Genomic DNA, 25,128 nt, shown 5'->3' with positions numbered 1-25,128 from the left:
TTATTCTCCTATATATCCAGGAAGCGAACGCTTTTGGCGTGTTTCTCTATGAACTGTCTGCGCGGCTCGACCTGGTCTCCCATGAGGATGGTGAAAATCTCGTCGGCCGCAACAGCGTCGTCTTGGGTAACCCGAAGGAGCGTCCTCTCTTCCGGATCCATCGTCGTCTCCCAGAGCTGGTCGGGATTCATCTCTCCAAGACCCTTGTAGCGTTGGATGGTCGTCCCCTCCTTGCCCATTTCGAGCAAGACCTCCTCCAGCTCTTTGTCGCCATAGGCATAGGTCGCCTTCTTCTGTTTGCTCGCTTTGTATAGCGGGGGCTGGGCGATATAGACATAGCCAGCCTCGATCATCGGCTGCATGTAGCGGTAGAAGAAGGTTAGGATCAAGGTGCGGATGTGGGCGCCGTCGACGTCGGCGTCGGTCATGATTATCACCTTGTGGTAGCGGGCCCCGTCCAGGTCAAACTCTTCGCCGATGCCGGTGCCGAGGGCCGAAATGATGACTCTGATCTCCTCGCTGCCGAGTATCTTGTTGATCCTCGATTTTTCCACGTTTAATATCTTGCCCTTTAAGGGAAGGATGGCCTGGAATTCCCTGTTTCTGGCCTGTTTGGCCGAGCCGCCGGCCGAATCGCCCTCGACCAAAAAGATCTCGGAGGCGGCCGGGTCCTTGCTGGAGCAATCGGCAAGCTTTCCCGGAAGCGAGGTATTTTCGAGCAGTCCCTTCCTTCTGGTGATCTCCCTGGCCTTCCTTGCGGCTTGTCTGGCCAGCGAGGCCGAGACCGCCTTGGAGACTATCGCCTTTGCTTCCTTCGGGTTCTCCCCCAAAAATTCGGAAAGCCCCGCCGAGACCGCGCCGTCGACAAAGCCCCTTATCTCGCTGTTGCCAAGCTTGGTCTTGGTCTGTCCTTCGAACTGGGGCTCGAAGAGCTTCACGCTAAGGACCAGGGTGAGGCCCTCTCTGATGTCCTCGCCCGTCAGGTTCTCGTCCTTCTCCTTTAAAAAACCCTTGGCCCTAGCATAGTCGTTTAGGGTTCTGGTCAGGGCAGCCCGAAGGCCGCTCAAATGGGTTCCGCCCTCGTGGGTATTGATGTTGTTGGCGAAGGTGAAGATGCCTTCGGAGTAGCCGGTATTGTATTGGGCGGCCACCTCCATGAAGTTGCCGCCCTCCTCGGCCTCGATATAGATGACCTTTTTGTGGACAATTTCTTTGTTTCCATTCAGATGGCCGACGAAGTCGATGATCCCTCCCCAATATTGGTAAGCGACCTCGATGGGTTCGCTTGGCCGCTCATCGACCACCTTGATCTTGAGGTCCTTGTTTAAGAAGGCCGTCTCCTTGAACCTCTGCAAGAGGATGTCGAGATCGAAGATGATGTCGTCGAAGATCTCTTTGTCGGGCAGAAAGGTTATTTTGGTCCCGCTCTTTTTGCATGAGCCCATTTCAACCATTTCGCCCGTGGGAATGCCTCGCTCGTAGCCCTGTCTAAAGACCTTGCCGCTTCGGCAGACTTCGGCCATGAGCGATTTTGAAAGGGCGTTCACCACCGATATGCCGACGCCGTGAAGGCCGCCCGAAACCCTATAGCCGCTCCCACCGAACTTGCCGCCAGCATGGAGCTTGGTCAAAACGATTTCGAGGGCCGGCCGATTGTAGCCGGCCATATTTTCGACCGGGATTCCCCTTCCGTTATCGATAACGGTTACCGAGTTGTCTCCGTGAACATAGATCTCGATGGCGGTGCAGAAGCCGGCCAGGGCCTCGTCGATGCTGTTGTCCACCACCTCGTAAACGAGGTGGTGGAGGCCTTTGGGGCCGGTGCTTCCGATATACATGCTCGGTCTCTTTCTGACCGCTTCAAGGCCCTCTAAAACGGTTATATCTTTTGCGCTATACTCCGCAGAGCTCAATCGCTTTCCTCCCGCTAAAAAATGTGTCTGCTTTTAATCATTTTTGATCATCTAGGAAAATGGCCCTTTTTAGGCTCTCTCTCACCTCAGCATCCTCGACATTTAACAAGAGATCGCCAAGAATCTTCTTTTTCTCTCCCTCGCCAAAAAGACTCGTGCGTTCTTCGGGGGCGGCCTCATCGCTCTCCTCCTTCGCCTTTTCGATCAGCTTGAACCTTATCTCTTTTACGACCTCTCTGCCAAGGTGGCTGTTTATCTCCTCCACGAGGCCTGTCCTCATCATGCTGAGCTGATTCGACCAGGCTGAATTGTAGGCTCCTATCAAGAGGGTGCCGCGCACAAGCGAGATTGGGGAGCTATTCTCGGCGACGTGCTCGCCGACTATATCTCTCCAGCCCCTTACGATCCTGGCCTCCTCCATCAGCTTGCCCATGTTGAGGTCGGATATTAGGTCTCGTAAAACATCCTTGATGTCCCTCAACAAGCCTTGCTCTTCCTCTCGCCTTCTCCCATTTCAATCAGGTTCGTCATTTTAAGATGCTCGTCCTTGAAGTAGTAGAGATTTGTGCTGGTGATTGTGGTCTGTTTGAGCCCGGAGATGAAATTTAAGAGGTTGTCTCTTCTCTTCTCGTCCATCTCCGACATGGCGTCGTCCATTAGAAACAGGTTCATCCCGTGTTCATCTCTACACAAGAGCTCATAGTGGGCCAGCCTCAGGGCCAAGCTGATGGCCCTCTGTTCGCCCTGGGAGACATATGGCCTGGGCCCCTCTTTTCCCCCAAGAAGGATCGTTGGGTCGTCTCTATGGGGGCCGATGAGGCTTGTTCCCCTTTCAATCTCATCGGCCCCCCCCTTTTTCCAAGAGGTCTTTGAGAGGCTCCTCGACGGAGAGTCTTTTTTAAAGATTTCGTTCGAACACATTAGGCTCAGGCTGCGCCTCTGGCCGTAAATCTCATTGAAGACATCTTGACAGACTTCGCTCAAAGGCTGAACCGTCTCTCTTCTCTCATCCATCAACCTCTTTCCGGTTATGATCGGTCTCTCGTTCCATATCTCAGGGCTTGAGCGGGCCTGCTCTCCCAAATTTGATCTGTTTTAAGAGGTTGTTTCGTTGCTTTAAAACCTTAAAAGGGCTCATCCTCGCATGGTCATATTTTGGGCCAAGGGCCCCCCAGCCTCATCCATGAGCGCCCTCTTCTCTTCGGGGCCACCTTTGACGAGCTTAAGATCCTCAGGAGAGAGGGTGACTATTCCAAAAGAACTCTTAAGATCTTTTAATTTCTCCAGCCTTAAGCCGTTCAGTCTAATCTCTTTTCCGGCGTCAGCATTTATGCCCATTTCGATTTTAGAGTCTCTCTTCTCTCCCTTAAACCTCCCCCTAATTACCGACGCCCTCTCTCCGAGTTGAATCAAAGCATCGTCTTGGCTCGTCCCAAAGGACCTCCCTCTCATAAGGACGAAGATTCCCTCTAGCGGGTTGCTTTTGCCGCAGCCATTATCACCGATTATCACATTTATGCCAGGGATGGGCTCGAATGAAGCCTCTTTGTGACCTCTAAAGCTGAGGAGCTCTGCTCTAAAAAGATGCAATCTTTTTCCTATTTTTTAATATAATAATATATTTTATCATCCGGTTCTAACCGGCATTAAGAGGTGGAGGAAGTCATCCTTCTTGTCTCCTGTGATTGAGGTCGGTTTCATGTTGTCTATCATATCAAAGGATACCTCCTCTCCCTGAATACTACTAAGGCCGTCGATCAGATATTGACTATTAAAGGCCACTGTCAATCCGTCTCCCGTCCCCCTATAATCTACTGCCTCTTTGGCCTCACCAAGTTCAGCAGCAGAGGCGCTGAGCTCAAGAGAGCCATCTCTTGCCGCCATTTTTATTAAAGAGTTGCTTTGGGTAAATAAGGATATCCTCTTTACGGCGCCAAGAAGATTTTCTCGATCCACCACAAAATTCATCTCATACTTTTCTGGGAGGATCTGTTGATAGTTTGGATACTGCCCCTCTATTAGCCGAGTTATCAGGGTGGTATTTTTAATCTTAAAGGCGAGTTGATTTCCCATCTCTCCCACCACTACTTCGCTCCGTCCATCAGAGACAATCTTAAGAAGCTCCCCGAGCGTTCTTGAGGGAATGATGGCCTTTATCTTGACGTCTTCTTTGTTGATTATTGGGATCTCTTTTATGGCTAAACGATAGCTGTCGGTGGCAACCATCTTTAACCTATTTTTATTTACTACAATAAGGACGCCGGTCAAGATGGGCCGAGTCTCATCAATAGAGGCGGCTTTTATGGCCTGTCTTATAGCGTTAGAGAGGTCTTCCGACTTGATGGTGAACTGATTGTCCAACTCGGCCGTGGGAAACTTTGGAAAGTCCTCTGGCGAAAGGATTTTTATATTGAAGACCGACTTGGAATTGGTTAATTTTAGTTGGTTTGTGGAGGAATCTAAAAACATTTCTATTTTTAAATCAGAAAGGTTTTTAATGATCTCTCCAATTAGGCGAGCCTGAACGACTAAAGATCCCTCTTCTTTGACTTCGGCCGGCAGGCTGGAATGTATAGATAATTCCAAGTTGGTGGTGGTAAGATGTAGCCTGCCGGCCGAAGCGCTAAAAAGTATGCCGCTTAAGATGGGGAGGGTGCTCCGGATGGATGCGGCCTTTTGAACTACTTGAATCTCTTCCAATAACTCTTTCTGCTCACAAGTGATAAACATTTAAACACCTCTTAGTATTGATTGATATATTAATAAATAAAAATAGTAATAATATTAGAGCTTGTTGAATTGTTAATTACAGAGCTTGCCCCGTCTCTTAATTGTTCACAAACATCTAATAAATTATTTAGAACTATTAATAAAAGTTGTGAAATTTTTAAATCCCAAAATTGTTAATAATTGATACACAAATAATCAACAGGCTTAGAGTTATTAAGATCTCTGTTTTATCTTATTAATTAACTCCTGAATCTGGTTATATATCTCCCGCCTTTCGCTTATTAGCCTTTCTATCTTTAAATTGGCGTGCATCACCGTTGTGTGATCTCTTCCACCAAACTCCTCGCCGATCTTTGGAAGAGACATATCAGTTAATTCTCTCGATAGGTACATAGCAATCTGTCTAGGATAAACAATCGGCTGACTCCGCCGGCTTCCGACGAGCTCGGTTTTTGAAATCCCAAAAAAGCGGCAGACCTCATTCTGTATGGCCTGAATCGATATCGGTCGGCTCTCTTTGTTTGAGAATATATTCCTTAAAACCTCCTCGGCGAGCTTAATATCTATCGGGGTTTTTGTGAAGGAGGAAAAGGCAAGAACCCTAGTCAGCGCCCCCTCAAGCTCCCTAATATTCGAGTGGACCCTGGAAGCAATGAACTCTAAAACCTCGAAAGAGACGACGTCGTTATCGCTAAGCTTTCTCTTTAAAATGGCTATCTTTGTCTCCAGATCAGGTGGCTGGACATCGGTGATGAGGCCGCACTCAAACCTCGAACGAAGGCGGTCTTCTAGGGTTGAGATATCCTTTGGTGGGCGGTCGCTAGTGATAACCATCTGCTTATTCGCTTCATATAGATTATTAAATGTGTGAAAGAACTCCTCTTGGGTCGCCTCCTTGCCGGCTATAAACTGGATGTCGTCTATCATCAACACATCAACTTTGCGATATTTATTTTGAAAACCAGAGATTTTGCCCCTATCTCCAATTGAGCTGATGAAGTCGTTGGTAAATTTCTCCGTCGAAACATACCTAATTTTAAGTTCGCGGTTATGCTGGGAGACATAGTTGCCGACAGCCTGCAGCAGGTGAGTCTTTCCAAGGCCCACGCCGCCATAGATAAACAGCGGGTTGTAAGCCTTAAAAGGAAGCTCCGCCACGGCCAATGCGGCGGCGTGGGCGAACCGGTTGCTGCTTCCGATCACGAAAGCTTCGAAGGTATATTTTGAATTTAAGAGGCCGGCCCCACCCCTCGCCTCGGTCTCTGGCGGTTTTGATTGAATCTTGGTCCTGGGCGACGTGGCGACCCCTTCTAACTCTTTAGAAATGAAGCTTACGAGCACATCCTCGTTTAAGATAGCCGACAGGGTCTCTTTTATTGAGTCGACGTGTCTTGTCTCGAGCCACTCTTTGATGAAATTATTGGGAGCCGATATAAAGACGACACCATTTGACATATCAACCGCCGAGGTGTTATCGAACCAAGCCTTCGATATGGGAGCACTCATCCCAGCCTTTAATTGTTTTACGGCCTCTTTCCAGGCCTCCGCGATGTCTGCTTGCAAGAAATCACCCTGTTTGGTCGAAAAAGTTTTCCATAAAGTCGACGCCCTCTTGGGACAAGACCCTTCGGCCCCTGTCGTCAGCCCTAAGTAGTCCCAAGTCCTCTAGAGACCTTAAGTCTCTATAGGCAGTGCTAAGGCTCATGCTTAGCTCAGAGGCCATCTCTGAGGGACCGATTGGGCCGACCTCAGCAACTAAGAATAACACTTTTTTTTGCCGATTGGAAAGCGTCATCGTAAGGGGAGAAGGCTTCTTTTTGGCGGGCAATTCTACCCCGCCCAGCTCGGGGATCTTTTTAAACTCCATGGTTATTACCGACCCAGATACAAGATTGTCCTCTATCTTCATGACCCCACCTGATAGGCCCACTATTTCTTTTACGATTGGAAGGCCCGAGCCGACCCCCTTTATGATGTGCTTCATCTCGCTGGTGGCAGTCGAGAAACCGGGCTCAAGGGCCTTGTCTTTATTTGCGATTCCCGGCCCCTGGTCGGCTATCCTTATGGTGTTCCCCTTGTTTAGGATCGTGACGACGACCTCCTTAAAGGAGGCGTGTATGAGGTTTTCGACCAGCTCCTTGATGGCGGCAAAGGGTGCGTTCCCGCCCCCTTCGTGAGAGAGCTGATATATCTTGGCTCCCAGAGAATCGATGAACTCTTGGCGGTCCTGGCAGGAGAGCTCAATTATCTGTGGCGGCGAAGAGAGAGAGTCATATATTGCTATTCGCGCAAACCCCCTGAAGGAAGAGGCCCCCTTCTCCTCAGCGCAAGAAGGGGCGGCCTCCCGAGCGAGGCTCTCTTTTTTAGCATCTTCTTTTTCGGACAGGACCCTCTCCAAAAACTTGTTCACAGCTTCCTCCACAAAAGTATCCGCCCAAGATGGGGCCCGCAAAGAGTTCGGCCGAGCTCACCGGACCAAGGACGTCTTAAGCTTCAGCCAAAGATTAATTTTTTCATGAAGCATGCCAACAGGGCTAATGGCGCACTTTTACACATTTCTTTCCACAGATGTGGAAAGAAATGAAAAGGCTTAGAAAACAGAGAAGAAAAGCCCTTTCGGGGCGAGAGTCTCTTTTCATCCTTTTCAAGCCGCTTCAAAAAGCGCCAAAGTTTCCAATAAATTATATCAAAATTTTGCCGCTGGTGACTAGGGCGGGAGAGAAGAAGGGCGCCGACTAACAGGTTTTTTAATGTCAAGAATGCCTCATTTTTCTTGACACCCCAAATGGCCCACGCTATAATTACTCAGTTTTAACGGGCAAGCTAAACGAGAGAAGGAAGATATACTTGAAGAGAACATTTCAGCCCAATGTAAGAAAAAGAAAAAAAACCCACGGCTTTAGAAAGCGCATGAGCACGAGGGCTGGCCGAGCAATCCTGGCCGCAAGGCGCCGAAAAGGAAGGGCCAAGATCTCAGCCTGACAGGGGCCAGGCATGGGCGAAAGCAAAACGGCAAGCCTGAAAAGCAAGAGAGATTTTGAAAAGGTCTATGCTCAAGGCAGGGCCATAAAAAATGACCTCCTGGTGATGTTAATTTTAAAAAACGGAGGCACCGGCCAGAGCCGGGTCGGCTATTCGGTCAGCCGAAAGCTCGGAGGGGCGGTTGAGAGGAACCGGATAAGGCGACGCCTCAAAGAGGCGTTTCGTTTGAGTGGGCTGGAGCTTAATAAGTCCACCGATATAGTGTTTATTGCCAGAAGAAAGATAAAAGGAAAGAGCTATCACGAGATTGAAAAAGCGCTTAGAAGGCTCACAAGAAGAGCGGAAGATCTTATTAAATGAAAAAAATTATTATTGCTATAATAAGAGCTTATCAAAGAACGGTTTCCTCAGTGCTCCCCCCAAGATGTCGATTCATTCCAACCTGTTCCCAGTATGCCATCGAGGCGGTCGATAAATACGGCCCGGCAAGAGGAGCGGCCTTGGCAACGAAGAGGCTCTTAAGGTGCCATCCGTTCTCTGATGGGGGCCATGATCCCTTAAAATAGACAAGGAAGGTGAGAAGTGTCTCAAATTTTAACGCCAATAATAGATCTTTTGCTCTTCTTTTTAAAGCTTTTCAATGGCTACATTAATAATTGGGGTTGGTCAATTGTTGCGCTGACCGTTTTGGTAAAATTATTGATGACCCCCCTGGTGGTCAAGCAAGTCCGGGCCACTGAGGGGATGAAGAAGTGGCAACCCGAGGTTAAAAAGATCCAAGAGAAGCACAAAAACGACAAGGAGAAGCAGGGCCAAGAGCTGATGAAATTCTACAAGGAGAACAAGGTAAACCCCTTTGGCGGATGTCTTCCGCTTCTCCTCCAGCTTCCGATATTGTTCGCGCTCTTTAGGCTCCTCTCCTCAGGCGGGCCCTTGACCGAAACACTTGAAAAGGCGAGCTTCCTCGGCATTCCAAGCTTGACAACTAGCTTCAAGACGGCACTTTCGAGCGGCAAAGCCACAGCAATAGGGCCGTTCGTCGTACTCTTCTTGTTGGTAATAATCAGCCAATACGGTATGCAGAAAGCTATTTCGACGGACCCGCAACAAGACAAGATGATGCTGCCGATGATGGCATTTATGATAGTCATCTGTTTGAGCTTTCCGGCCGGCGTCCTCATCTACTGGGTCGTATATAATATGTTGAGCGTCGCTCAGCATCAGGCCATTGCCAGGGCGATGAACTAGCCCCGGCGGGGCTTGTAAGAGTCGCGAGAGAAACCCGCCTTAGCGGCCAACCAGACGGAAACAATCGGTCTTCCACGGAGGAATAATCGTTGGAAAAAGGAATGAATCTTCTTCAAAAAGTACTGGACGCCTTTGGGCTGGAGGCCGAGGTTGACTGCGAAGAAACGGAGGGCGTCCTAAAGTACAGCATTAGCGGAGACGACCTGGGAATTATAATCGGCAGACGGGGCTCGACCCTTCAGGCCCTTCAGCTCATACTTTCAATCGTTGAGAACAAAGACGAGGAGAATAAGCGCTTCATATCCTTGGACATAGAGGAGTACCGGGCTCGCCTGGAGACCTCGCTAGCCAGCTTGGCCGAAAGGATGGCCGAAAAGGCAGTCCGCGAAGCGCGGCCCGTTTCGCTCAGGCCCATGAGCGCTTTTGAGCGCAAGATAATCCACGAGAGCCTGCACGACGATCCTAGAGTTAAGACGGAAAGCGATGGCGTTGATCCCGAAAGAAGGGTTATAATTCGCCCGGACTGAGGGATCGCATATTCGAACAGAGATCCATGTTTCACGTGAAACAGCTAGTTGCCCGAGGGTGGTTAGCTGGAAATACCCCAGTAATTCTGAGGCGATATGAAAGAGGAAAAGGACACCATCGTCGCCATCTCCACCCCCCCCGGCAGCTCGGGAATAGGCATCGTCAGGATGAGCGGCACAGATGCTTTCGAGATAGCCGAAAAGCTATTTCGCTCCCCCAGGGGCACGGACCTCGGAGAGGCAACCCACAGGATCGTTCACGGCTATATTGCTCATCCGGGCCGGGCCGACACCATAGATGAGGTTCTGGTTTCGGCGATGAAGGGACCTGCCACCTACACCAGAGAAGACACCATCGAAATCAACTGTCATGGCGGCAGAATCCCTTTGCGGGAGACCTTTCACGCCCTGGTTGAGGCCGGAGCGCGACCGGCTGAACCAGGAGAATTTACCAAAAGGGCTTTTTTGAATGGCCGCATAGATCTGGCCCAAGCCGAAGCCGTCATCGACACCATCAACGCCAAAACGGCACGAAGCCTAGCCGCCTCGCACAGGCAGCTCAAGGGCGCGCTCTCCTCAAGGATTAAAGGGGTTCTGTGCGGCGCATGGGACCTCCTGGTTGCACTGGAGTGCAACATTGATTTTTCCGAGGAGGACATCCCCCCCTTGCTTCACGAAGAGGGAGCAGGGCTTACAAAAGACCTTTTGGAAAGGATAGACGAGCTCCTTGCCACCTGGGGAAAAGGGCGCATCTTGCGGGAGGGGGCAGTCATATCCTTAATAGGACGGACTAATGTCGGGAAGTCGAGTCTGCTCAATGCCCTTACGGGCCAAGACAGATGCATAGTGACCGATTTTCCGGGAACGACCAGGGATGTGATTGAAGAGGGGATGGAAATAGGCGGCCTTCCCGTCGTCATCAACGACACGGCGGGCATCAGGAGACCCGAGAACGAAGCGGAAGAGAAGGGCATAGCCAAGAGCCTGGATCTTGTGGCGGAGTCGGAATTGACCCTCTTTGTTCTCGACTCGAGCGAAGAGATCTGCGAGGAGGATTGCGGGATTTTCTCTCGGCTTGATCCAGACAAGACAATTGTTGTTTTGAATAAATCCGACGCGGCGCTGGAGACGGCGGTTGCCCAGGCAGAGAGGATTTTTTCAGCCAAAGGGAGCATCTCGGTCTCTGCAAAATTCGGCCAAGGGCTCGAACAGCTAAAAGAGCTCATCGGCGGGGCCGTCTTGGGATCCGAGATGGCAGAGGATGAGATCGTGATAACGAATGCAAGGCACTACAAGGCGCTGAATGAGGCCAGGGCCAGCCTCGACCGGGCCGAGAGTGGCCTGCGGACGAAGGAGCCCGAGGAGTGCGTCGCCCTCTTCATCAAAGAGGCTATAGACAGCCTGGAGGGGATAATGGGTGTGGGCGCCGACCATGAGCTCTTGGACAGGATATTCTCAAAGTTCTGCATCGGAAAGTGAAGAGCGCTATTTGCCAAAAGTTCTCATGACGAGAACTTTTGGCAAATAGCGTTGAATCAAAGGAGCAAAAGATAGAAAGATATGATTTGATAGTGGTTGGGGCAAGCCCGTGTGGGGCCCGCGCAGCTTGGGCAGCAGCCCGCATGGGCATGAGGGTTTTGATGGTCTCTTTCTCGCTAGACAACAATATCCGCCGAGAAGATCCTCCCTCTTTTAGCGAGGCCGCAAGGGGGGCCTTGCTTCGAGAGATCGAGCTTGTCAGCGGATCCTTTCCTTTTAAAGGCGGGGACGGCCAAGATGAGGTTGCCAGGGAGGCTCGCTCCTTGAAACGAGAGCATTTAGTCGACACAAAGACGGCGCTAGAAGAGGTTTCCAATATCTCCTTTTGGCAGGATCTGGTCGATGGGCTGATCGTTAAGGAGGGAAGAGCCGCTGGAGTCAAAACCATGTTCGGGGGAAACATTGGCGCCAAGACCGTCCTCCTTGCGACGGGGGGGCTCCCTCCAAGCCATAAAGCCCCAAAAGCCTCTCTCGGCTTCACCTTTCTTACCATGTCCAGACGCAAAAAAAATCTTAAAGAAGACCTGACAGAATTTGGTTTTCGGCTTTGCCCCGCAAGGTCGCAAGGGGCGCCCCCTAAAGACAAAATCTCAACATCAACAAGCAGGGCATACGACTACGTCATCGCGAGCCAGCTCAAGCCGAATCTGGAGACCAAGCTGGTAGACGGCCTTTTTATGGCCGGCCAGGTAGTCGGCACGACCGGATATGAAGAGGCGGCTGCCCTAGGTCTTCTGGCCGGAATAAATGCCGCCCTAAAGGTCAAAGGGAAGCCCCCCTTGGTCCTGGAGCGCTCCCAGGCCTACATGGGAGTTCTCGTAGACGATCTGGTGACCAAGGAGCATGCCGAGCCCTATCGCATGCATACCTCAAGGGCCGAACATCGGCTCATCTTGCGAGGAGACAACGCAGACCTTAGGCTATCGAAGATAGGACACGAGCTTGGCCTCATCTCCAAAGAGAGGATGGAGCTGGTGGAGAGGAAGAGGGGCTAGATGGAAAAACCCTTCGATTGCATCGTCATTGGAGCAGGTCACGCTGGCTCTGAGGCAGCTTTGGCTGCAGCTGGGATGGGTCTGCGGGTTGCCATAATAACCATGGATGCGGAGAGGGTGGCCCTGATGCCCTGCAACCCATCTATCGGAGGGATCGGCAAGGGACATCTGGTAAAAGAGATTGATGCTCTGGGTGGGTGGATGGCTAGGCTCGCCGATGAGACGCTGATCCAGATCAAGATGTTAAATAGGAGCAAGGGCCCTGCCGTCCAGGCACTGAGAGCTCAGATAGACAAACGGAAATATGGTGCCAAGATGGCAAAGCTCCTTTTGCGGGCAGGTATCTCTCGAATTCCGGGAACGGTAAGCGGAATCAAAAAGGAAGGGACGGGAATCCTTGGGGTCGAACTGGAGGACGGGCGGGGCCATCGGTCTTCCGTGGTCATCCTGACGACGGGCACATTTCTAAATGGCCGCCTGGTCATCGGCGACACTGAGATAGCGGGGGGCAGGATGGGCGAAGCGCCTGCAAGAGCGCTTTCCGGAAGCCTCAAGGAGCTTGGCTTTGAGCTGGGAAGGCTTCAGACGGCCACCCCTCCAAGGCTGGATGGAAGGAGCGTCGACTATTCGAAAATGGAGATTCAGCCCGGCGACCCGGGCCCCTTGAGCTTCTCCGGCTCCTCCAAGCCCAGGAAGACGCCCAACATTCCTTGCTTCCTCACCTATACCAACGAGGCGACGCACAAGAAACTTCTTGGTCTGATGCATCTCTCTCCGATTAAGACCGGAATTATAGAGAGTCGCGGCCCGAGAAACTGTCCCTCGATCGACAGAAAGGTTGTAAATTTTCCGGAAAAGGCCCGCCACCCGGTCTTTATCGAGCCCGAGGGCCTGGAGACCAACGAGGTCTACTTGCAAGGGCTCACCACGGCACTTCCGGCCAAGGCGCAGCTGGAGGTGGTCAGATCCACCCCCGGCCTCGAAAGGGCAAAGATGGTTAGACCGGGATATGCCGTCGAATACGACTACGTCATCGCGAGCCAGCTCAAGCCGAATCTGGAGACCAAGCTGGTAGACGGCCTTTTTATGGCCGGCCAGGTAGTCGGCACGACCGGATATGAAGAGGCGGCTGCCCTAGGTCTTCTGGCCGGAATAAATGCCGCCCTAAAGGTCAAAGGGAAGCCCCCCTTGGTCCTGGAGCGCTCCCAGGCCTACATGGGAGTTCTCGTAGACGATCTGGTGACCAAGGAGCATGCCGAGCCCTATCGCATGTATACCTCAAGGGCCGAACATCGGCTCATCTTGCGAGGAGACAACGCAGACCTTAGGCTATCGAAGATAGGACACGAGCTTGGCCTCATCTCCAAAGAGAGGATGGAGCTGGTGGAGAGGAAGAGGAGGGCCATTCTTGTCGAGACAGCCGGCCTTAAAAGCACAAGGCTCGTTCCAAGCCAGGCCAACAACGAGGCATTGAGAGCCCTGAAAAGCAGTGGGATAAAGAGGCCGACCAGCCTGGCCGAGATCCTGCGCCGACCCGAAGTCTGCCACGATGAGCTCGAAGCATCCTTTCCTAAACTTTACGAAGATTTTCGTAAAGGAGAGAAGGTCTCGGCAGATGCCAAGAAAATTGTCGAGACGGAGATTAAATACGAAGGCTACACCAAGCGTCAGATGGAACAGGTAAAGCGCCAAAAGAAGATGGAAGAGAGGCTCATCCCCGAGGGGACAGACTTCCACGAGCTTCACGGCCTCTCCTTTAGGGCGCGCGAGGGCCTGGCCAGGGTCGGCCCCCGTTCGCTGGGGCAGGCCACCCGGGTTCCCGGAGTCACCCCGGCCGATGCCTTGGCGCTGTTGATCCACTTGGAGCGGAAAAAGCGGAGTGCGGACGAATGAGAGCGAAGAGCCGAGATCTTCTCGTCAAGGGGGCTGGCGCCCTAAAGATCGAGCTTGATGAGGAAAAGATGAAGCTTTTTGAGATCTTTTTGGACGAGATCGTAGCAGGGAACAAGAGGGCCGCCCTTACCGCCATAACCGAAGAGGAGGAGATCGCCAGCAAGCACTTCCTTGACTCCTTGAGCCTTAAGCTCGTCCACGACTTCTCTTGCACAGAGAGGGTGATAGATATCGGAAGCGGGGCAGGCCTTCCGGGCCTGCCCCTAAAGATAGCCTTTCCCCACTTAAACACGATTCTTTTGGACTCCATCAAGAAGAAGGTTGATTTTTTACAGGGCTTGATAGAGAGAATGGGCCTTGATGGGATCCAGGCGGTCTGTTGCCGAGCCGAGGATTATGGTATAAATAGGGACAACAGAGAGCAGTTCGACCTGGCTCTAGCAAGAGCGGTTGCGCCCCTCTCTGTTCTGGCGGAATATGCCTTACCCATCCTTAAGATCGGCGGTTCGCTCTTGGCCCAGAAAGCAAACTTGAGCTTGAGCGAGATCGACGCGGCAGAGAGGGGAGCAAACGAGCTTGGGGGCGCCATGGTCTCCGCAAGAGAGATAGACGTTCCTTTCGTTGAAGCCAAAAGAACAATCGTGATAATAAAAAAACTGGTTCCCACGCCCAAGCAATACCCCAGAAGGGCTGGGATTCCAAAGAAGAGGCCCCTAGGCGGGGCCGATAAAGGGTGAAGACATGAACAGAAAAAGCAGAGCGATAGCCATCGTAAACCAGAAGGGCGGGGTCGGAAAGAGCACGACGACCATAAACTTGGGAACCTGTCTGGCCCAGGCCGGAAGGCGGGTCGTCTTGGTCGACTTGGACCCACAGGGCAACTCGACCAGCGGGCTTGGTTTGGACAAGGGGAGCAGGAGCAGCTGCGTTTATAATGCCCTTATAGAAGAGGCTCCCATAAAGGATTTGATAGAGTCGACCCAGATCGAAAACTTATTCGTCGTCCCGGCCACCATCCAGCTGGCCGGCGCAGAGATAGAACTGGTCTCGACCATTTCAAGAGAGACCAAACTTAAAAGGGCGATAGAACCCTTGAGAGAAGACTTCGAGTATATTTTGATCGACTGTCCTCCTTCGCTGGGCCTTCTCACCGTGAACGCTCTGACGGCCGCCGACCAGATCATAATCCCGATACAGTGCGAATACTACGCCCTAGAGGGCCTCTCCAAGCTCTTGGAGAGCGTAAAGTTGATACGCCAGCACCTCAACCCCGACCTCGAGATCGCTGGCGTTTTAATGACCATGCACGACTCAAGGACCAAGCTCTCGCAGCAGGTCGTAGACGAGGTCGCCAAATATTTTAAGGACAAGGTCTACAAGACCATAATTCCAAGAACGGTCAGGCTGAGCGAGGCCCCAAGTTTTGGTCAGCCGATAACCATCTACGATCCGGTCTGTCAGGGCTCCCTTGCCTACCAGGGGTTCGCGAAGGAAGTGATGGATCGTGGCTAATAAAAGGGGCCTCGGCAAGGGGTTAAATTCACTGATTCCGGCGGCTCAAGAGGGCCAAGAAAGGGGCGACTCCTCGATCTTAAACTCCTCGATCTTAAAAGAGATACCGATCAAGGCCGTCGAGCCCAACCCAAACCAGCCGCGAAAAAAATTCGACCCCAAGGCTTTCGAAGAACTGGTCTCATCGGTCAAACAGTTTGGCGTGCTCCAGCCGGTCATGGTCAGAACCAAGGGGTTAGGATTCGAACTGATAGCCGGCGAGCGCAGGCTAAGGGCAGCTGCCGATGCTGGTCTTGAGGCCATCCCGGCAATCGTCAAGGACTCCAGCGATATCGAATCGCTCGAACTCGCCCTCATCGAGAACATACAGAGAGAGAACCTAAGTCCCATCGAGGAGGCCGAGGGCTTTAAAGAGTTGATAGAGAAGTTTGGTCTGACCCAGGGCGATCTCTCGGCCATCGTGGGAAAGAGCCGGGTTGCTGTAACCAATTCGCTCAGGCTATTGCAGCTCCCCGCCGAAGTAAGAACCATGCTGGAGAAGAACGAAATCTCTTCCGGCCACGCCAGAGCCCTTCTTTCCCTAGACGATGAGGAGAGACAGATCGAGCTGGCCAGAAGGATCCTGGAGGAGGGCATGTCCGTTCGCCAGACTGAGAGCACGGTCAAGATGTCATCTCTATCCTCCAGCAGGCAGGCCGCTGGCCCCAAGCCCCTTCAACCCAAGGCCTTTAGGACCATGGCGAGGAGCCTTAGCGAAAAGCTCTCTGCCAAGGTCAGGATCAAGATGACCGAAAAAAAGGGCAAGATAGAGATAGACTTCAAGTCATTAAACGACTTGGAGCGGATATTTCGAACGGTCATGGGCTCAAGCTCTTTCGACCAAGACCTCGAAGAGGCCGAGTAGCATAGAGCCGAGACAACTCCCTTAAATTCTAAAGAGAGGATGAGTCCACATATCCTTTTCCGGCCCCCTTCGTAAAAGCATCATCTTAAGGGCGCTTCTCTTGTTCGCCCTCATCTCTTTACTTGCGGCCGCCCTGGGAGGCGCGCCCAAGGCGGCCGCAGAAGCCAAACCAAAAGTTATCATGGTCATCACCAACGGTCTTGGGGCGAGCGAGCTTGCCGAGGCCGCGGCGCCGAACCTATCAAAAATTGCCAAAGAGGGCGCCGCAGGCCTCATGAACGTCAGGACCCAGGCGGGTCCAAACCCTTATGACGGCTATCTCTGCATTGGAGTCGGGGCAAAGACCAAGACGGGCGGGACGGCTGGCGAATCTTTCAACCGGGACGAGGTCCATCCAAGCGGAATCCTTGCGTCCGACATCTTTCTCCAGAGGACCGGCATCGAGCCTCCCTTGGGCAGCATAGCCAACCTTTCGATCGCCAACATCATAGCCACCTCGAAGACGATCCCCAGAAGCAACCTGCCGGGCTCTCTGGGCAAAGCCCTAAAGGAGGGTGGCCTCAAGGCGGCCCTCATTGGAAACGGCGATAACGTGGGCGAGCCTCACAGGGAGGCCTCATTGATAACCATGGACGAGCTGGGCTTGACTTACCTTGGCGACGTCTCGGCCGCGACCAACACTATCTCTAAAGAGACGGGAACGATAACCGACTACGCCGCGCTCTTTACAAAGACCAAGGACCTGCTTGCCACATCCGACCTTCTGGTCGTCGAGCTCGGGGATACGACTCGTCTTGAGAGCAGAAATAATCTATATACGGAAGAGGCCATCATCAAGAGGCGCAAATTCAAGATGGAGGCGGTCGACCGCTATCTTGGCGAGGTTTTGAGCATCTTGGGTGATGATACCACCCTAATGCTCCTCGCTCCCTCCAACCCGCCTGAGGCGATGGAGCGGGGCAACTTTCTGGCTCCCGCAATTATGATCGGAGCTAGCGTCGATGGAGGCCTTTTGATCTCGGATACGACCAGGTGGCCTGGGATAGTCGACAGCACCGATATCGCCCCGACCATCTTGAGCATCCTCGGCGCCGAAAAGGGAGAGGAGATGACGGGCAGGCCAATAAGGTTCTTGGACAGAAGGGTTGACCCATCTTACATGGGGCGGATGAGCACCAGGTATGAGAATAAAGCGATAGCCAGAGTCCCGCTGCTCAAAGGCTATGTTACCTTAGTTTCGATAATGGTCATCCTGGCCGCCCTTGTTTCATTCTTCAAAAATATCCCAAAGAGACTGGTGGGGGCCATCCAGGTGATCTTTCTTTGGCTGCTCAGCATACCCGTGGCCTTCGAAATATTCGCCCCCATCGACTACGGTCACATGATTCTGCCGATTCTCCTCGTATCAGCCATAGCGGGCGCCATCGTCATGTGCGCCCGCTATTTCAAGGGCTCGCAACTTATGCCGATAGTCCTGATCTGCCTCTTGACCGTGGTCATCCTGACCCTTGACATGATGACCGGCTGGAACCTCATAAGGACCTCAATCTTGGGCTACTGTCCCAACATCGGAGCCAGATTTTACGGCATCGGAAACGAATATATGGGCATTCTGATCGGGGCGAGCATAATCGGCATAACATCCTTGCTCGATGTAAAGAAGCTTCGATTGAGAGCGCACCATCTTCTGGCCGGCCTGATGTTTGCGGCCGTGGTGGTGGCGATAGGACATCCCGCCCTGGGAGCCAACGTCGGAGGAACCATAGCCGCCTCGGTCGGTTTCGCCATCACTCTGATAGTCCTGTTTCAGGGCTCGCTCAAAAGGAGGCACTTTCTCTACGTCGCCGGAGCCGCCCTCGGAGCCCTTCTCATCTTTTTGGCCATAGACATATTTCGGGGCGGGGCGACCAGCCATGCGGGGCGGAGCGTCATGATGATCTACGAGGGCGGGGTAAAGGAGCTGTTGGAAATCACAAGACGGAAGATAGCCATGAATTACCGGGGCATGAAATATACGGTCTGGACGAGGATACTCCTTGCCACCCTGCTCGTCTCCCCGATGCTCTTCTTCCGCCCGGTCGGCTTCTTCGATAAGCTTAAGCGGGAGCGCCCCAGCCTGGTCGCGGGCTTTATTGGCACCTCATCTGGGGCGCTGGCCGCCTTCATCTTCAACGACACCGGAGCGGCCGCTGCCGCGGCAACCATAATGTTTGCAATTGTCGCTCTCTTATATATTATTGTAGAAGAAGAGAGATAAACCATAAAATCGGTCTTTTTGAAAGGAGAGAGATGGGCGAAGAGAGGGAGTTCAGCCTGGAAAATTTCGGAGCCGGCCTACTGGCTGGAGCCGCGCTCGGCCTTCTGATAGGGGTTCTCATGGCTCCCCAGTCCGGCGAAGCGACCAGGATGCAGATAGCAAGGCGGACCGAAGAGGCCAAGCTGATCGCCGACGAACTCATCGAGCAGACTAAAAAGAGCCTGGAGGCCCTGATAGAGAGGGCCGAGTCTCTGATGGGGCTGCAGGAGAAGATAGCTTGGAAGAAGATAGAGTCGCTCAGAGAAGACCTAAAACGCTACGACGCGAGCGAAGCCTAGCCATTAGTGGAGGACATGAACGGACTTAGAGTGGCGATAATCTGCGGCGGCAGCTCCAAAGAGAGGGAGATATCCCTCATCTCGGGCGAAGAGGCCTACAAGGCCCTGGCTGGCCGGGGCTACCAGGCAATCAAGATAGATCTGGATATAGATATCTCGGAGCGCCTAAAGGAGGCCCGGCCTGATGTGGCCTTCATAGCCCTCCATGGCCGCCTGGGGGAGGACGGAGCGATCCAGGGTCTTCTCGAGATCCTCGGCATACCCTACACCGGCTCCAAGATCCTGGCGAGCGCCCTTGGTCTCAACAAGATCGTCACCAAAAAACTGCTCAAATTTGAGGGCGTACCGACCGCCGAGTTCATTCCCCTTACGCGGTCGGATTTTATTTTTGAGGCCAAAGACGCTTTTAAGGAGATTATCTCTAAGCTGGACCTACCCCTAGTCGTCAAGCCAGCCTGCGAAGGGTCGACCATCGGGATGAGCATCGTCAAGGAGGAGGCCGATCTTGGTCCGGCCCTTAAGGAGGCCTTCCGCTATGACGAAGAGGTATTGGTGGAGGAGCATATAGAGGGGACGGAGATTACCGTCGGCGTTCTTGGAAACCGCGATCTTGTTGCCCTTCCCACCCTAGAGATCACCTATGAGGGTGAAATCTATGACTATGAATCGAAGTATACCGCCGGAATGAGTCATCATGTGATTCCGGCCAGAATTCCTGGGGCGGCGAACGAAGCGGCGCAAAAACTCGCCACCAGAGTCCACAAGATGCTGTTTTGCCGGGGGTTTTCCAGGGTCGACTTCATCGTCTCAAAGGACGGCACGCCGTACGTTCTGGAGATAAACACGAGTCCGGGCATGACCCCTTTAAGCCTCTTTCCCGATGCGGCCAAGGCGGCCGGCATGGACATGGGAGATCTGGTTTCAAGGATAGTCGAACTTGCTCTAGAGGAGCCCAAATAACCCGCTCCTTACAGAGAGGCTTATTAGCGAGACGATGATTCCCGCCAGGATCACCCCGAGGGCCACCGCAAAGAAGGCCGTCCTCTTCCTAAAGCCAAGAAGCCAGGCAGCCGCCGTGCCGGAATAGGCTCCGGTTCCGGGAAGCGGAATCATGACAAAGACCGCAAGCCCCAAAAGACCGTACCTCCTCACCAGCGGCGCCGATTTTTCTTCGACCACTTTGAGCCGCCGGCTTAGCCAAGAGCCCTCCTTGACCCAGCGCCTCATCAACTCCAAGCCATAGTAGGTCGGGAAGAAGATGAGGATGTTTATGGCCATTATGAAGGGTACGGCCAGATACTCCCCATCTTTGATCGCCAAAGGTATGGCTCCCCTAAGCTCTATCCAAGGCATTACGGTCAATATGAGGTATCTTAGCTTCATAGGCCTTCTCTTCCATACCTCTTGAAAAGATCCAAGGCCCCCGCGGTTAAGGCTACCGAGGCTGCCACATAGAGCCAGTCGCTGCCAAGAAGCGGCGTGGTCTTAAATATTTTTGATAGCGGCGGGGAGTAGACTATGAGGAGCTGCAGGACGAAAGAGCCCCCTATGGCCCCGAGCAAAAACATGTTTTTGAAGGCATCCCTCGATAATATCGATTTTTCGCTTCCATAGCTTAGGGCGTGGAAGAGCTGGATTGCCACGAGCGAGCTGAAGGTCATGGTCTGAATCCTATCAAGGGGAAGGCCCAAACGGAAGAGTCCCAGCCAGAATATTGAGAGGGCGCAGGCGGTCAAGAGAAGCCCCTGCTGCAAAGTCTTCTTCAGAGCAATGCCGCTCAAGATGCCGTCCTCCCTCGATCTCGGCGGCCTGGTCATCAGGCCATCTTCCGGCTTGCTGACTCCAAGGGCCATGGCCGGAAGGCCATCCGTTATCAAATTCATCCAGAGGATCTGGACGGGCAAGAGGGCAAGCCTTCCCCAGGCGACCATAGCGATAAACATCGTCAAGACCTCGCTTATGTTGCAGGAGAGCAAGAAGTGAATGAACTTTCTGATGTTGTCAAAGATGAGGCGGCCCTCACGCACGGCTCCGACGATCGTGGCAAAATTGTCATCGGCCAGGACCATGTCGGAGGCCTCCTTGGTGACATCGGTTCCGACTATTCCCATGCTGATGCCGATGTCGGCCCGCTTTATGGCCGGTGCATCGTTGACCCCGTCGCCGGTCATGGCGACTATATAGCCCTTATTTCTTAAGGCATCGACTATCCTAACTTTGTGAAGGGGGGCGACCCTAGAGTAGACGGAGATCCTTGAGACAAGGTCAGAGAGCTCGTCGTCGCCAATCTCATCGAGCTCTCTTCCGGTAAGGGTCTGGCCGCCCTCAAGAAGGCCGATCTCTTTGGCTATGCTCTCGGCCGTAAGCTTATGATCCCCAGTTATCATCATCACCCGAATATTTGCCTTCTTGCAAGTATCTATGGCCGCATAGACCTCTTTTCTGGGCGGATCGAGCAGGCCGAGCAAGCCCGAGAAGATGAGATCACTCTCGAGGTCCTTTTCGTCCTTATTCCTCGCTCCCTTAAAGGCCACGGCCATCATCCGGTATCCCTGGGCGGCCAAGGATTCGTTGGCCGACAAGAGTTCGCCTCTTGTGGCATCGCTTAGCTCCTGGATGGAGCCCTCGATGAGGACGGCTTTTGATTGAGCGATTACTGCCTCTGGAGCTCCCTTGGTCAAGGATATGAATTCGAAGCCCTTTGCGAAGGGGAAGGCGTCGTCGCTTTTGTGGAGCGTGGTCATCTCCTTGCGGTCGGAATCGAAGGGGATTTCGTTAACCCTTTTCATCCTCTTCTCCAGCAGGGCTTTATCGAGGCCGAAGTCCATGGCCGCCTTGAGCAGAGCAGCTTCGGTTGGCTCGCCGATGAGATCCTTTCCCGACAGCCTGGCGTCGTTACAGAGAGCGGCCGTGATGAAAAGTGCTCTTAAGTCGTCACTTAACTCATTAGGATAGGATTCCGCAAGAGGCTCATCTAGCTGAATTAACCGATTGGAAATATAAATTGGCCTTACCGTCATCTTGTTTAGGGTCAATGTTCCCGTCTTGTCGGTACATATGATCGAGGTAGAGCCGAGAGTCTCAACCGCATGAAGCCTGCGGACCAAGGCATTATTTCTGGCCATGCTCTGAACGCCGAGCGCCAAAGAGACAGTCACGATGGCCGGAAGGCCCTCCGGGATGGCGGCCACGGCCAGGCTGACGGCGGTCAAAAACATTAACGAAGGGTCTTTGCCGCCCAGCGCTCCGGTTGCAAAGACTATGCTGCAGATGAAGAGGCAGATGAGGGCTATGGTCTTGCCCACCTTCTTGAGCTCAATCTGAAGGGGGGTCTTCTCATTTGGGCTTAAGATAGATTCGGCTATCTTGCCCACTTCGGTTGAGTGACCGGTCGCGACGACGATCGCCCTCGCCCGGCCGCTCTTGACGGAGGTTCCCATATAGATCATGTTCCTCCTGTTTCCAAGGGCGAGACCCTCATCGGCGAGGCGAGCGGCCGCCTTGGCTTCGGGCAGAGACTCTCCCGTTAAGGAGGCCTCGTCCACGTAGAATACAGCGCAATCCATTATCCTTGCGTCGGCAGGAACGGAGTCGCCAGCCTCCAAGAGGATTATGTCTCCGGCCACCAAGTCCTCGGCCGCTATCACGCTCTCCAGGCCGCCCCTTAAGACCCGGGCCGTGGGAGCGGTCATCCTCTTTAGGGCCTCCATCGCCCTTTCCGCCCTAAACTCCTGAATGAAACCCAAGGCTGCATTCAAGATGAGGATCACAAAAATGGCGGCCGCATCGACCATCTCTTTCAAGAAGAGACCTGCGATGATGGCCGCCACTATGAGAACCCAGATCATAAAGTCATTAAATTGCGAAAAGAAAAGGGAGATCGGCGATATGGTCTCGGCTTCCCTGAAGCTATTGGGGCCGTCCTCGCCGAGCCTTTTTTTCGCCTCGGCAGCCGAAAGACCGGTCACGCCGGAAGTGTTAAAGGACAAGATCGCCTCAGAAACCTCTTTTGTGTGCCAAGTCTCCACGTTGCTCAAATCGCCGCCTTCTAGTAAATTATCTTTGGGGTTTAATTTGTTCAAATTGCTATTAAAATAGAATATCAGAAGGGGCTTTTATGTAAAGCGCAGGGGAGTTCTTTTCGATAACCCAGTTGACCCATTGTTGCGCAAGGCAAGTAAGGCACGATTTGTTTCTTTGAGATAGAATGTATATCTGAATATTCAATTAAAGGAGGATTTATGGGAGACAAGATTACGCTGAGCGTTATCAAGGCCGACGTGGGCGGCTATGTCGGTCACTCTTCGGTCCATGATGATCTGCTCGGTGAGTCGGCCGGAGAACTCGAAAAGGCCAAGAAAAGCGGTCTGCTCATCGATGTTCACTGTGGTCACGTGGGTGATGACATAGCTCTGATAATGACCCATGAGCACGGGATCGAGAACGAGAAGATCCACAAATTTGCTTGGGAGACCTTCATGAAGACAACCGAGGTTGCCAAGAAGCTCAAGCTGTACGGGGCGGGCCAAGACCTGTTGTCCGATGCATTCTCCGGCAACCTAAAGGGGATGGGTCCCGGCTTTGCCGAGATGGAGTTTGAAGAGAGAAAGAGCGAGCCGATTCTGATATTTTTGGCCGACAAGACGGAGCCTGGCGCCTGGAATCTGCCACTCTACAAGATGTTTGCCGATCCCTTCAACACCATCGGTCTGGTTATAGACCCGAATATGCATGACGGCTTCAACTTCGAGGTCGTCGATATGATGGAGCACAAGAAGGTCACCTTCTCTTGTCCCGAAGAGCTATACAACATGCTCATCTTCATCGGGGCCCCTTCCAGATTTGCCATCAAGCATGTCTACCGCAAGGGCGATAACGAAATAGCGGCCGTCACCTCGACCCAGCGGCTCAACCTGATGGCCGGTCGGTACGTCGGAAAGGATGATCCGGTGATGATCGTCAGGTCACAGAGCGGCATGCCGGCCGTGGGCGAAGTCGTCGAGCCCTTCTCTTTCCCCCATGCGGTGGCTGGCTGGATGCGCGGCTCCCATCATGGTCCGCTCATGCCGGTATCGGTGGAGAAGGCCAACCCGACCAGGTTCGATGGACCGCCCAGGGTCGTCTGCTTGGGCTTTCAGATTTCGGGCGGTAACTTCGTGGGACCGCGCGATATGTTCGACGATCCCAGCTACGACAATGCCAGGAAGAAGGCCCTGGATGCGGCCGATTACTTAAGGGCTCACGGCCCCTTCGAGCCCCATCGTCTTCCCTTGGAAGAGATGGAATACACGACGATGCCCATGGTCATGGAGAAGCTAAAGGACAGGTTCGTTCCGGGCGAGTAATGGATAATTGTGGATGGGGCTCCGCTTCGAAGCCCCATCCTTCTTAAGGAGAAAAGCTGTTTGAAGAGGTACTTTAAGTATTTTTTTCCCAAACTAACCTATGGTCTGACCTTGTCGATAGCGGGGGTAATCTTTCTTAGGAGCCTGCCTTATGGAAACGTCCTGCTTAAGATTGGCAGGGGAAGCCAGAGCTACATCCTCTTATTCCTCGTCCTATATGCGGCCCTGGCCATCTTTGCCAGCTACTCGGAGTATCATGGCATCGGCTGTCAAGAGGGGGTCTTTCGCCAAGGACTCTTAAGCCAAATGGTCGCCATAACCTTCGACGACGGTCCAAGTCCCAAAAACACCCCAAAGATTCTGGATATTCTAAGCGATAAGGGCGTCAAGGCGACCTTTTTTTTGACCGGCAGCTACGTCGACAAGTATCCCGAGCTAGCCAGACGCATCGTAGCCGAAGGCCACGAGATAGGTAATCATACCCACAGCCACATCGAAATGGGTCTCTCTAAGGACAAAGCCATTTTAAGCGATATAGCTCGGGCCGAAGAATCGATATTTCGGGCCACTGGGATCAAGACCAACATCTTCCGTCCTCCCCGCGGATTTACCAGGACTAAGACCAGAAGAGAGATTCTCAAAGAGGGCTATCGGATAGTTCTCTGGACCTTAAGCTCGCTCGATTGGCGAGGGGTAAAGCCCAAGGCTATTCTCTGGCGGGTCAAGCTCTTTGTGCGCGATGGCGCGATAATCCTCTTTCACGATAACGGCTCTTTGATCGGGTGCAAGCAGAAGAACCGGACAAACACGATAATGGCGCTGCCCAAGGTCATAGATTTTTTGTTTGAAGAGGGCTATGAGATCGTCAAGGTCTCTAAGATGCTCGACACCGCAGAAGAGAAAGCATTCTTAAGAGAGGCATAGATCTTAAGAGGCCCTGAAGGC

24 protein-coding genes and 2 pseudogenes are annotated in these 25,128 nt (G+C 52.8%); 17 read left to right on the top strand and 9 right to left on the bottom strand.

Features of this window, described 5'->3' with window-relative positions:
* Nucleotides 1-8 precede the first annotated feature (8 nt).
* The 7 genes from gyrB to QMD53_01950 all read right to left on the bottom strand — a co-directional run bounded on the left by gyrB (nt 9) and on the right by QMD53_01950 (nt 7,065).
* On the bottom strand, nt 9-1,913 hold the full coding sequence (gene gyrB / locus QMD53_01980) for a DNA topoisomerase (ATP-hydrolyzing) subunit B (protein ID MDI6799443.1): 1,905 nt from the start codon (nt 1,911-1,913) through the stop codon (nt 9-11).
* Nucleotides 1,914-1,950: 37 nt separating this feature from the next.
* Nucleotides 1,951-2,397: a DUF721 domain-containing protein gene (locus QMD53_01975; GenBank protein MDI6799442.1), complete on the bottom strand. Its 447-nt coding sequence runs from the start codon at nt 2,395-2,397 to the stop codon at nt 1,951-1,953.
* A complete protein-coding gene (locus QMD53_01970) occupies nt 2,391-2,996 on the bottom strand; it encodes a hypothetical protein (protein ID MDI6799441.1) in 606 nt (201 codons plus the stop codon). Before QMD53_01970 ends, QMD53_01975 begins: the two co-directional genes overlap by 7 nt.
* A gap of 51 nt (nt 2,997-3,047) precedes the next feature.
* On the bottom strand, nt 3,048-3,503 hold the full coding sequence (locus QMD53_01965) for an AAA family ATPase (GenBank protein ID MDI6799440.1): 456 nt from the start codon (nt 3,501-3,503) through the stop codon (nt 3,048-3,050).
* 36 nt (nt 3,504-3,539) lie between these two features.
* Complete coding sequence (gene dnaN / locus QMD53_01960; GenBank protein ID MDI6799439.1) at nt 3,540-4,643, bottom strand: DNA polymerase III subunit beta; 1,104 nt, start codon at nt 4,641-4,643, stop codon at nt 3,540-3,542.
* A 213-nt stretch (nt 4,644-4,856) separates the two neighbouring features.
* A complete protein-coding gene (gene dnaA / locus QMD53_01955; GenBank protein MDI6799438.1) occupies nt 4,857-6,206 on the bottom strand; it encodes a chromosomal replication initiator protein DnaA in 1,350 nt (449 codons plus the stop codon).
* A 4-nt stretch (nt 6,207-6,210) separates the two neighbouring features.
* Entirely contained in the window at nt 6,211-7,065 is an 855-nt protein-coding gene (locus QMD53_01950) for an ATP-binding protein (protein ID MDI6799437.1), read from the bottom strand.
* Nucleotides 7,066-7,484: 419 nt separating this feature from the next.
* On the opposite strand from QMD53_01950, the gene rpmH reads away from it, so the two are divergent.
* The 15 genes and pseudogenes from rpmH to QMD53_01875 all read left to right on the top strand — a co-directional run bounded on the left by rpmH (nt 7,485) and on the right by QMD53_01875 (nt 19,798).
* A complete protein-coding gene (gene rpmH / locus QMD53_01945) occupies nt 7,485-7,625 on the top strand; it encodes a 50S ribosomal protein L34 (protein MDI6799436.1) in 141 nt (46 codons plus the stop codon).
* 12 nt (nt 7,626-7,637) lie between these two features.
* Entirely contained in the window at nt 7,638-7,985 is a 348-nt protein-coding gene (rnpA, locus tag QMD53_01940; protein MDI6799435.1) for a ribonuclease P protein component, read from the top strand.
* Complete coding sequence (gene yidD / locus QMD53_01935) at nt 7,982-8,191, top strand: membrane protein insertion efficiency factor YidD (GenBank protein ID MDI6799434.1); 210 nt, start codon at nt 7,982-7,984, stop codon at nt 8,189-8,191. The genes rnpA and yidD overlap by 4 nt, the downstream gene beginning before the upstream one ends.
* A gap of 16 nt (nt 8,192-8,207) precedes the next feature.
* Nucleotides 8,208-8,873 (top strand): membrane protein insertase YidC, encoded by a 666-nt coding sequence (locus QMD53_01930; GenBank protein MDI6799433.1) that lies wholly within the window; start codon nt 8,208-8,210, stop codon nt 8,871-8,873.
* 101 nt (nt 8,874-8,974) lie between these two features.
* Complete coding sequence (gene jag / locus QMD53_01925) at nt 8,975-9,400, top strand: RNA-binding cell elongation regulator Jag/EloR (GenBank protein MDI6799432.1); 426 nt, start codon at nt 8,975-8,977, stop codon at nt 9,398-9,400.
* 96 nt (nt 9,401-9,496) lie between these two features.
* Nucleotides 9,497-10,879 (top strand): tRNA uridine-5-carboxymethylaminomethyl(34) synthesis GTPase MnmE, encoded by a 1,383-nt coding sequence (gene mnmE / locus QMD53_01920; GenBank protein ID MDI6799431.1) that lies wholly within the window; start codon nt 9,497-9,499, stop codon nt 10,877-10,879.
* A gap of 92 nt (nt 10,880-10,971) precedes the next feature.
* Nucleotides 10,972-11,460, top strand: a pseudogene (locus QMD53_01915) (FAD-dependent oxidoreductase).
* A gap of 90 nt (nt 11,461-11,550) precedes the next feature.
* A pseudogene (locus tag QMD53_01910) lies at nt 11,551-11,931 on the top strand (FAD-dependent oxidoreductase).
* Between the two features lie 3 nt (nt 11,932-11,934).
* Nucleotides 11,935-13,827 (top strand): tRNA uridine-5-carboxymethylaminomethyl(34) synthesis enzyme MnmG, encoded by a 1,893-nt coding sequence (gene mnmG / locus QMD53_01905; protein MDI6799430.1) that lies wholly within the window; start codon nt 11,935-11,937, stop codon nt 13,825-13,827.
* Nucleotides 13,824-14,564 (top strand): 16S rRNA (guanine(527)-N(7))-methyltransferase RsmG, encoded by a 741-nt coding sequence (gene rsmG / locus QMD53_01900; GenBank protein ID MDI6799429.1) that lies wholly within the window; start codon nt 13,824-13,826, stop codon nt 14,562-14,564. Before mnmG ends, rsmG begins: the two co-directional genes overlap by 4 nt.
* Before the next feature lie 4 nt (nt 14,565-14,568).
* The gene (locus QMD53_01895; protein ID MDI6799428.1) at nt 14,569-15,339 is read left to right on the top strand and encodes an AAA family ATPase; all 771 of its coding nucleotides are present in this window, start codon (nt 14,569-14,571) and stop codon (nt 15,337-15,339) included.
* A complete protein-coding gene (locus QMD53_01890; protein MDI6799427.1) occupies nt 15,332-16,243 on the top strand; it encodes a ParB/RepB/Spo0J family partition protein in 912 nt (303 codons plus the stop codon). The genes QMD53_01895 and QMD53_01890 overlap by 8 nt, the downstream gene beginning before the upstream one ends.
* Before the next feature lie 100 nt (nt 16,244-16,343).
* On the top strand, nt 16,344-18,500 hold the full coding sequence (locus tag QMD53_01885) for a hypothetical protein (GenBank protein MDI6799426.1): 2,157 nt from the start codon (nt 16,344-16,346) through the stop codon (nt 18,498-18,500).
* Nucleotides 18,501-18,532: 32 nt separating this feature from the next.
* On the top strand, nt 18,533-18,838 hold the full coding sequence (locus QMD53_01880) for a YtxH domain-containing protein (protein MDI6799425.1): 306 nt from the start codon (nt 18,533-18,535) through the stop codon (nt 18,836-18,838).
* Between the two features lie 15 nt (nt 18,839-18,853).
* Nucleotides 18,854-19,798 (top strand): D-alanine--D-alanine ligase, encoded by a 945-nt coding sequence (locus QMD53_01875; GenBank protein ID MDI6799424.1) that lies wholly within the window; start codon nt 18,854-18,856, stop codon nt 19,796-19,798.
* On the opposite strand, the gene QMD53_01870 is transcribed toward QMD53_01875, so the two are convergent.
* Both QMD53_01870 and QMD53_01865 read right to left on the bottom strand, forming a co-directional pair.
* A complete protein-coding gene (locus tag QMD53_01870) occupies nt 19,781-20,221 on the bottom strand; it encodes a small multi-drug export protein (GenBank protein MDI6799423.1) in 441 nt (146 codons plus the stop codon). The two genes, QMD53_01875 and QMD53_01870, sit on opposite strands and share 18 nt — an antisense overlap.
* A complete protein-coding gene (locus tag QMD53_01865) occupies nt 20,218-22,866 on the bottom strand; it encodes a cation-translocating P-type ATPase (GenBank protein ID MDI6799422.1) in 2,649 nt (882 codons plus the stop codon). The genes QMD53_01870 and QMD53_01865 overlap by 4 nt, the downstream gene beginning before the upstream one ends.
* Before the next feature lie 213 nt (nt 22,867-23,079).
* Here QMD53_01865 and fbp point away from each other — a divergent pair, with 213 nt between their 5' ends.
* Nucleotides 23,080-24,183 (top strand): fructose-1,6-bisphosphate aldolase/phosphatase, encoded by a 1,104-nt coding sequence (gene fbp / locus QMD53_01860; GenBank protein MDI6799421.1) that lies wholly within the window; start codon nt 23,080-23,082, stop codon nt 24,181-24,183.
* Nucleotides 24,184-24,243: 60 nt separating this feature from the next.
* Complete coding sequence (locus QMD53_01855; GenBank protein MDI6799420.1) at nt 24,244-25,107, top strand: polysaccharide deacetylase family protein; 864 nt, start codon at nt 24,244-24,246, stop codon at nt 25,105-25,107.
* Nucleotides 25,108-25,128: the final 21 nt, after the last annotated feature.

Source organism: Actinomycetota bacterium (genome assembly GCA_030017835.1).
Lineage (GTDB): Bacteria > Actinomycetota > Aquicultoria > UBA3085 > Oleimmundimicrobiaceae > Yes70-04.
This window is presented reverse-complemented; position numbering and strand designations above follow the sequence as displayed.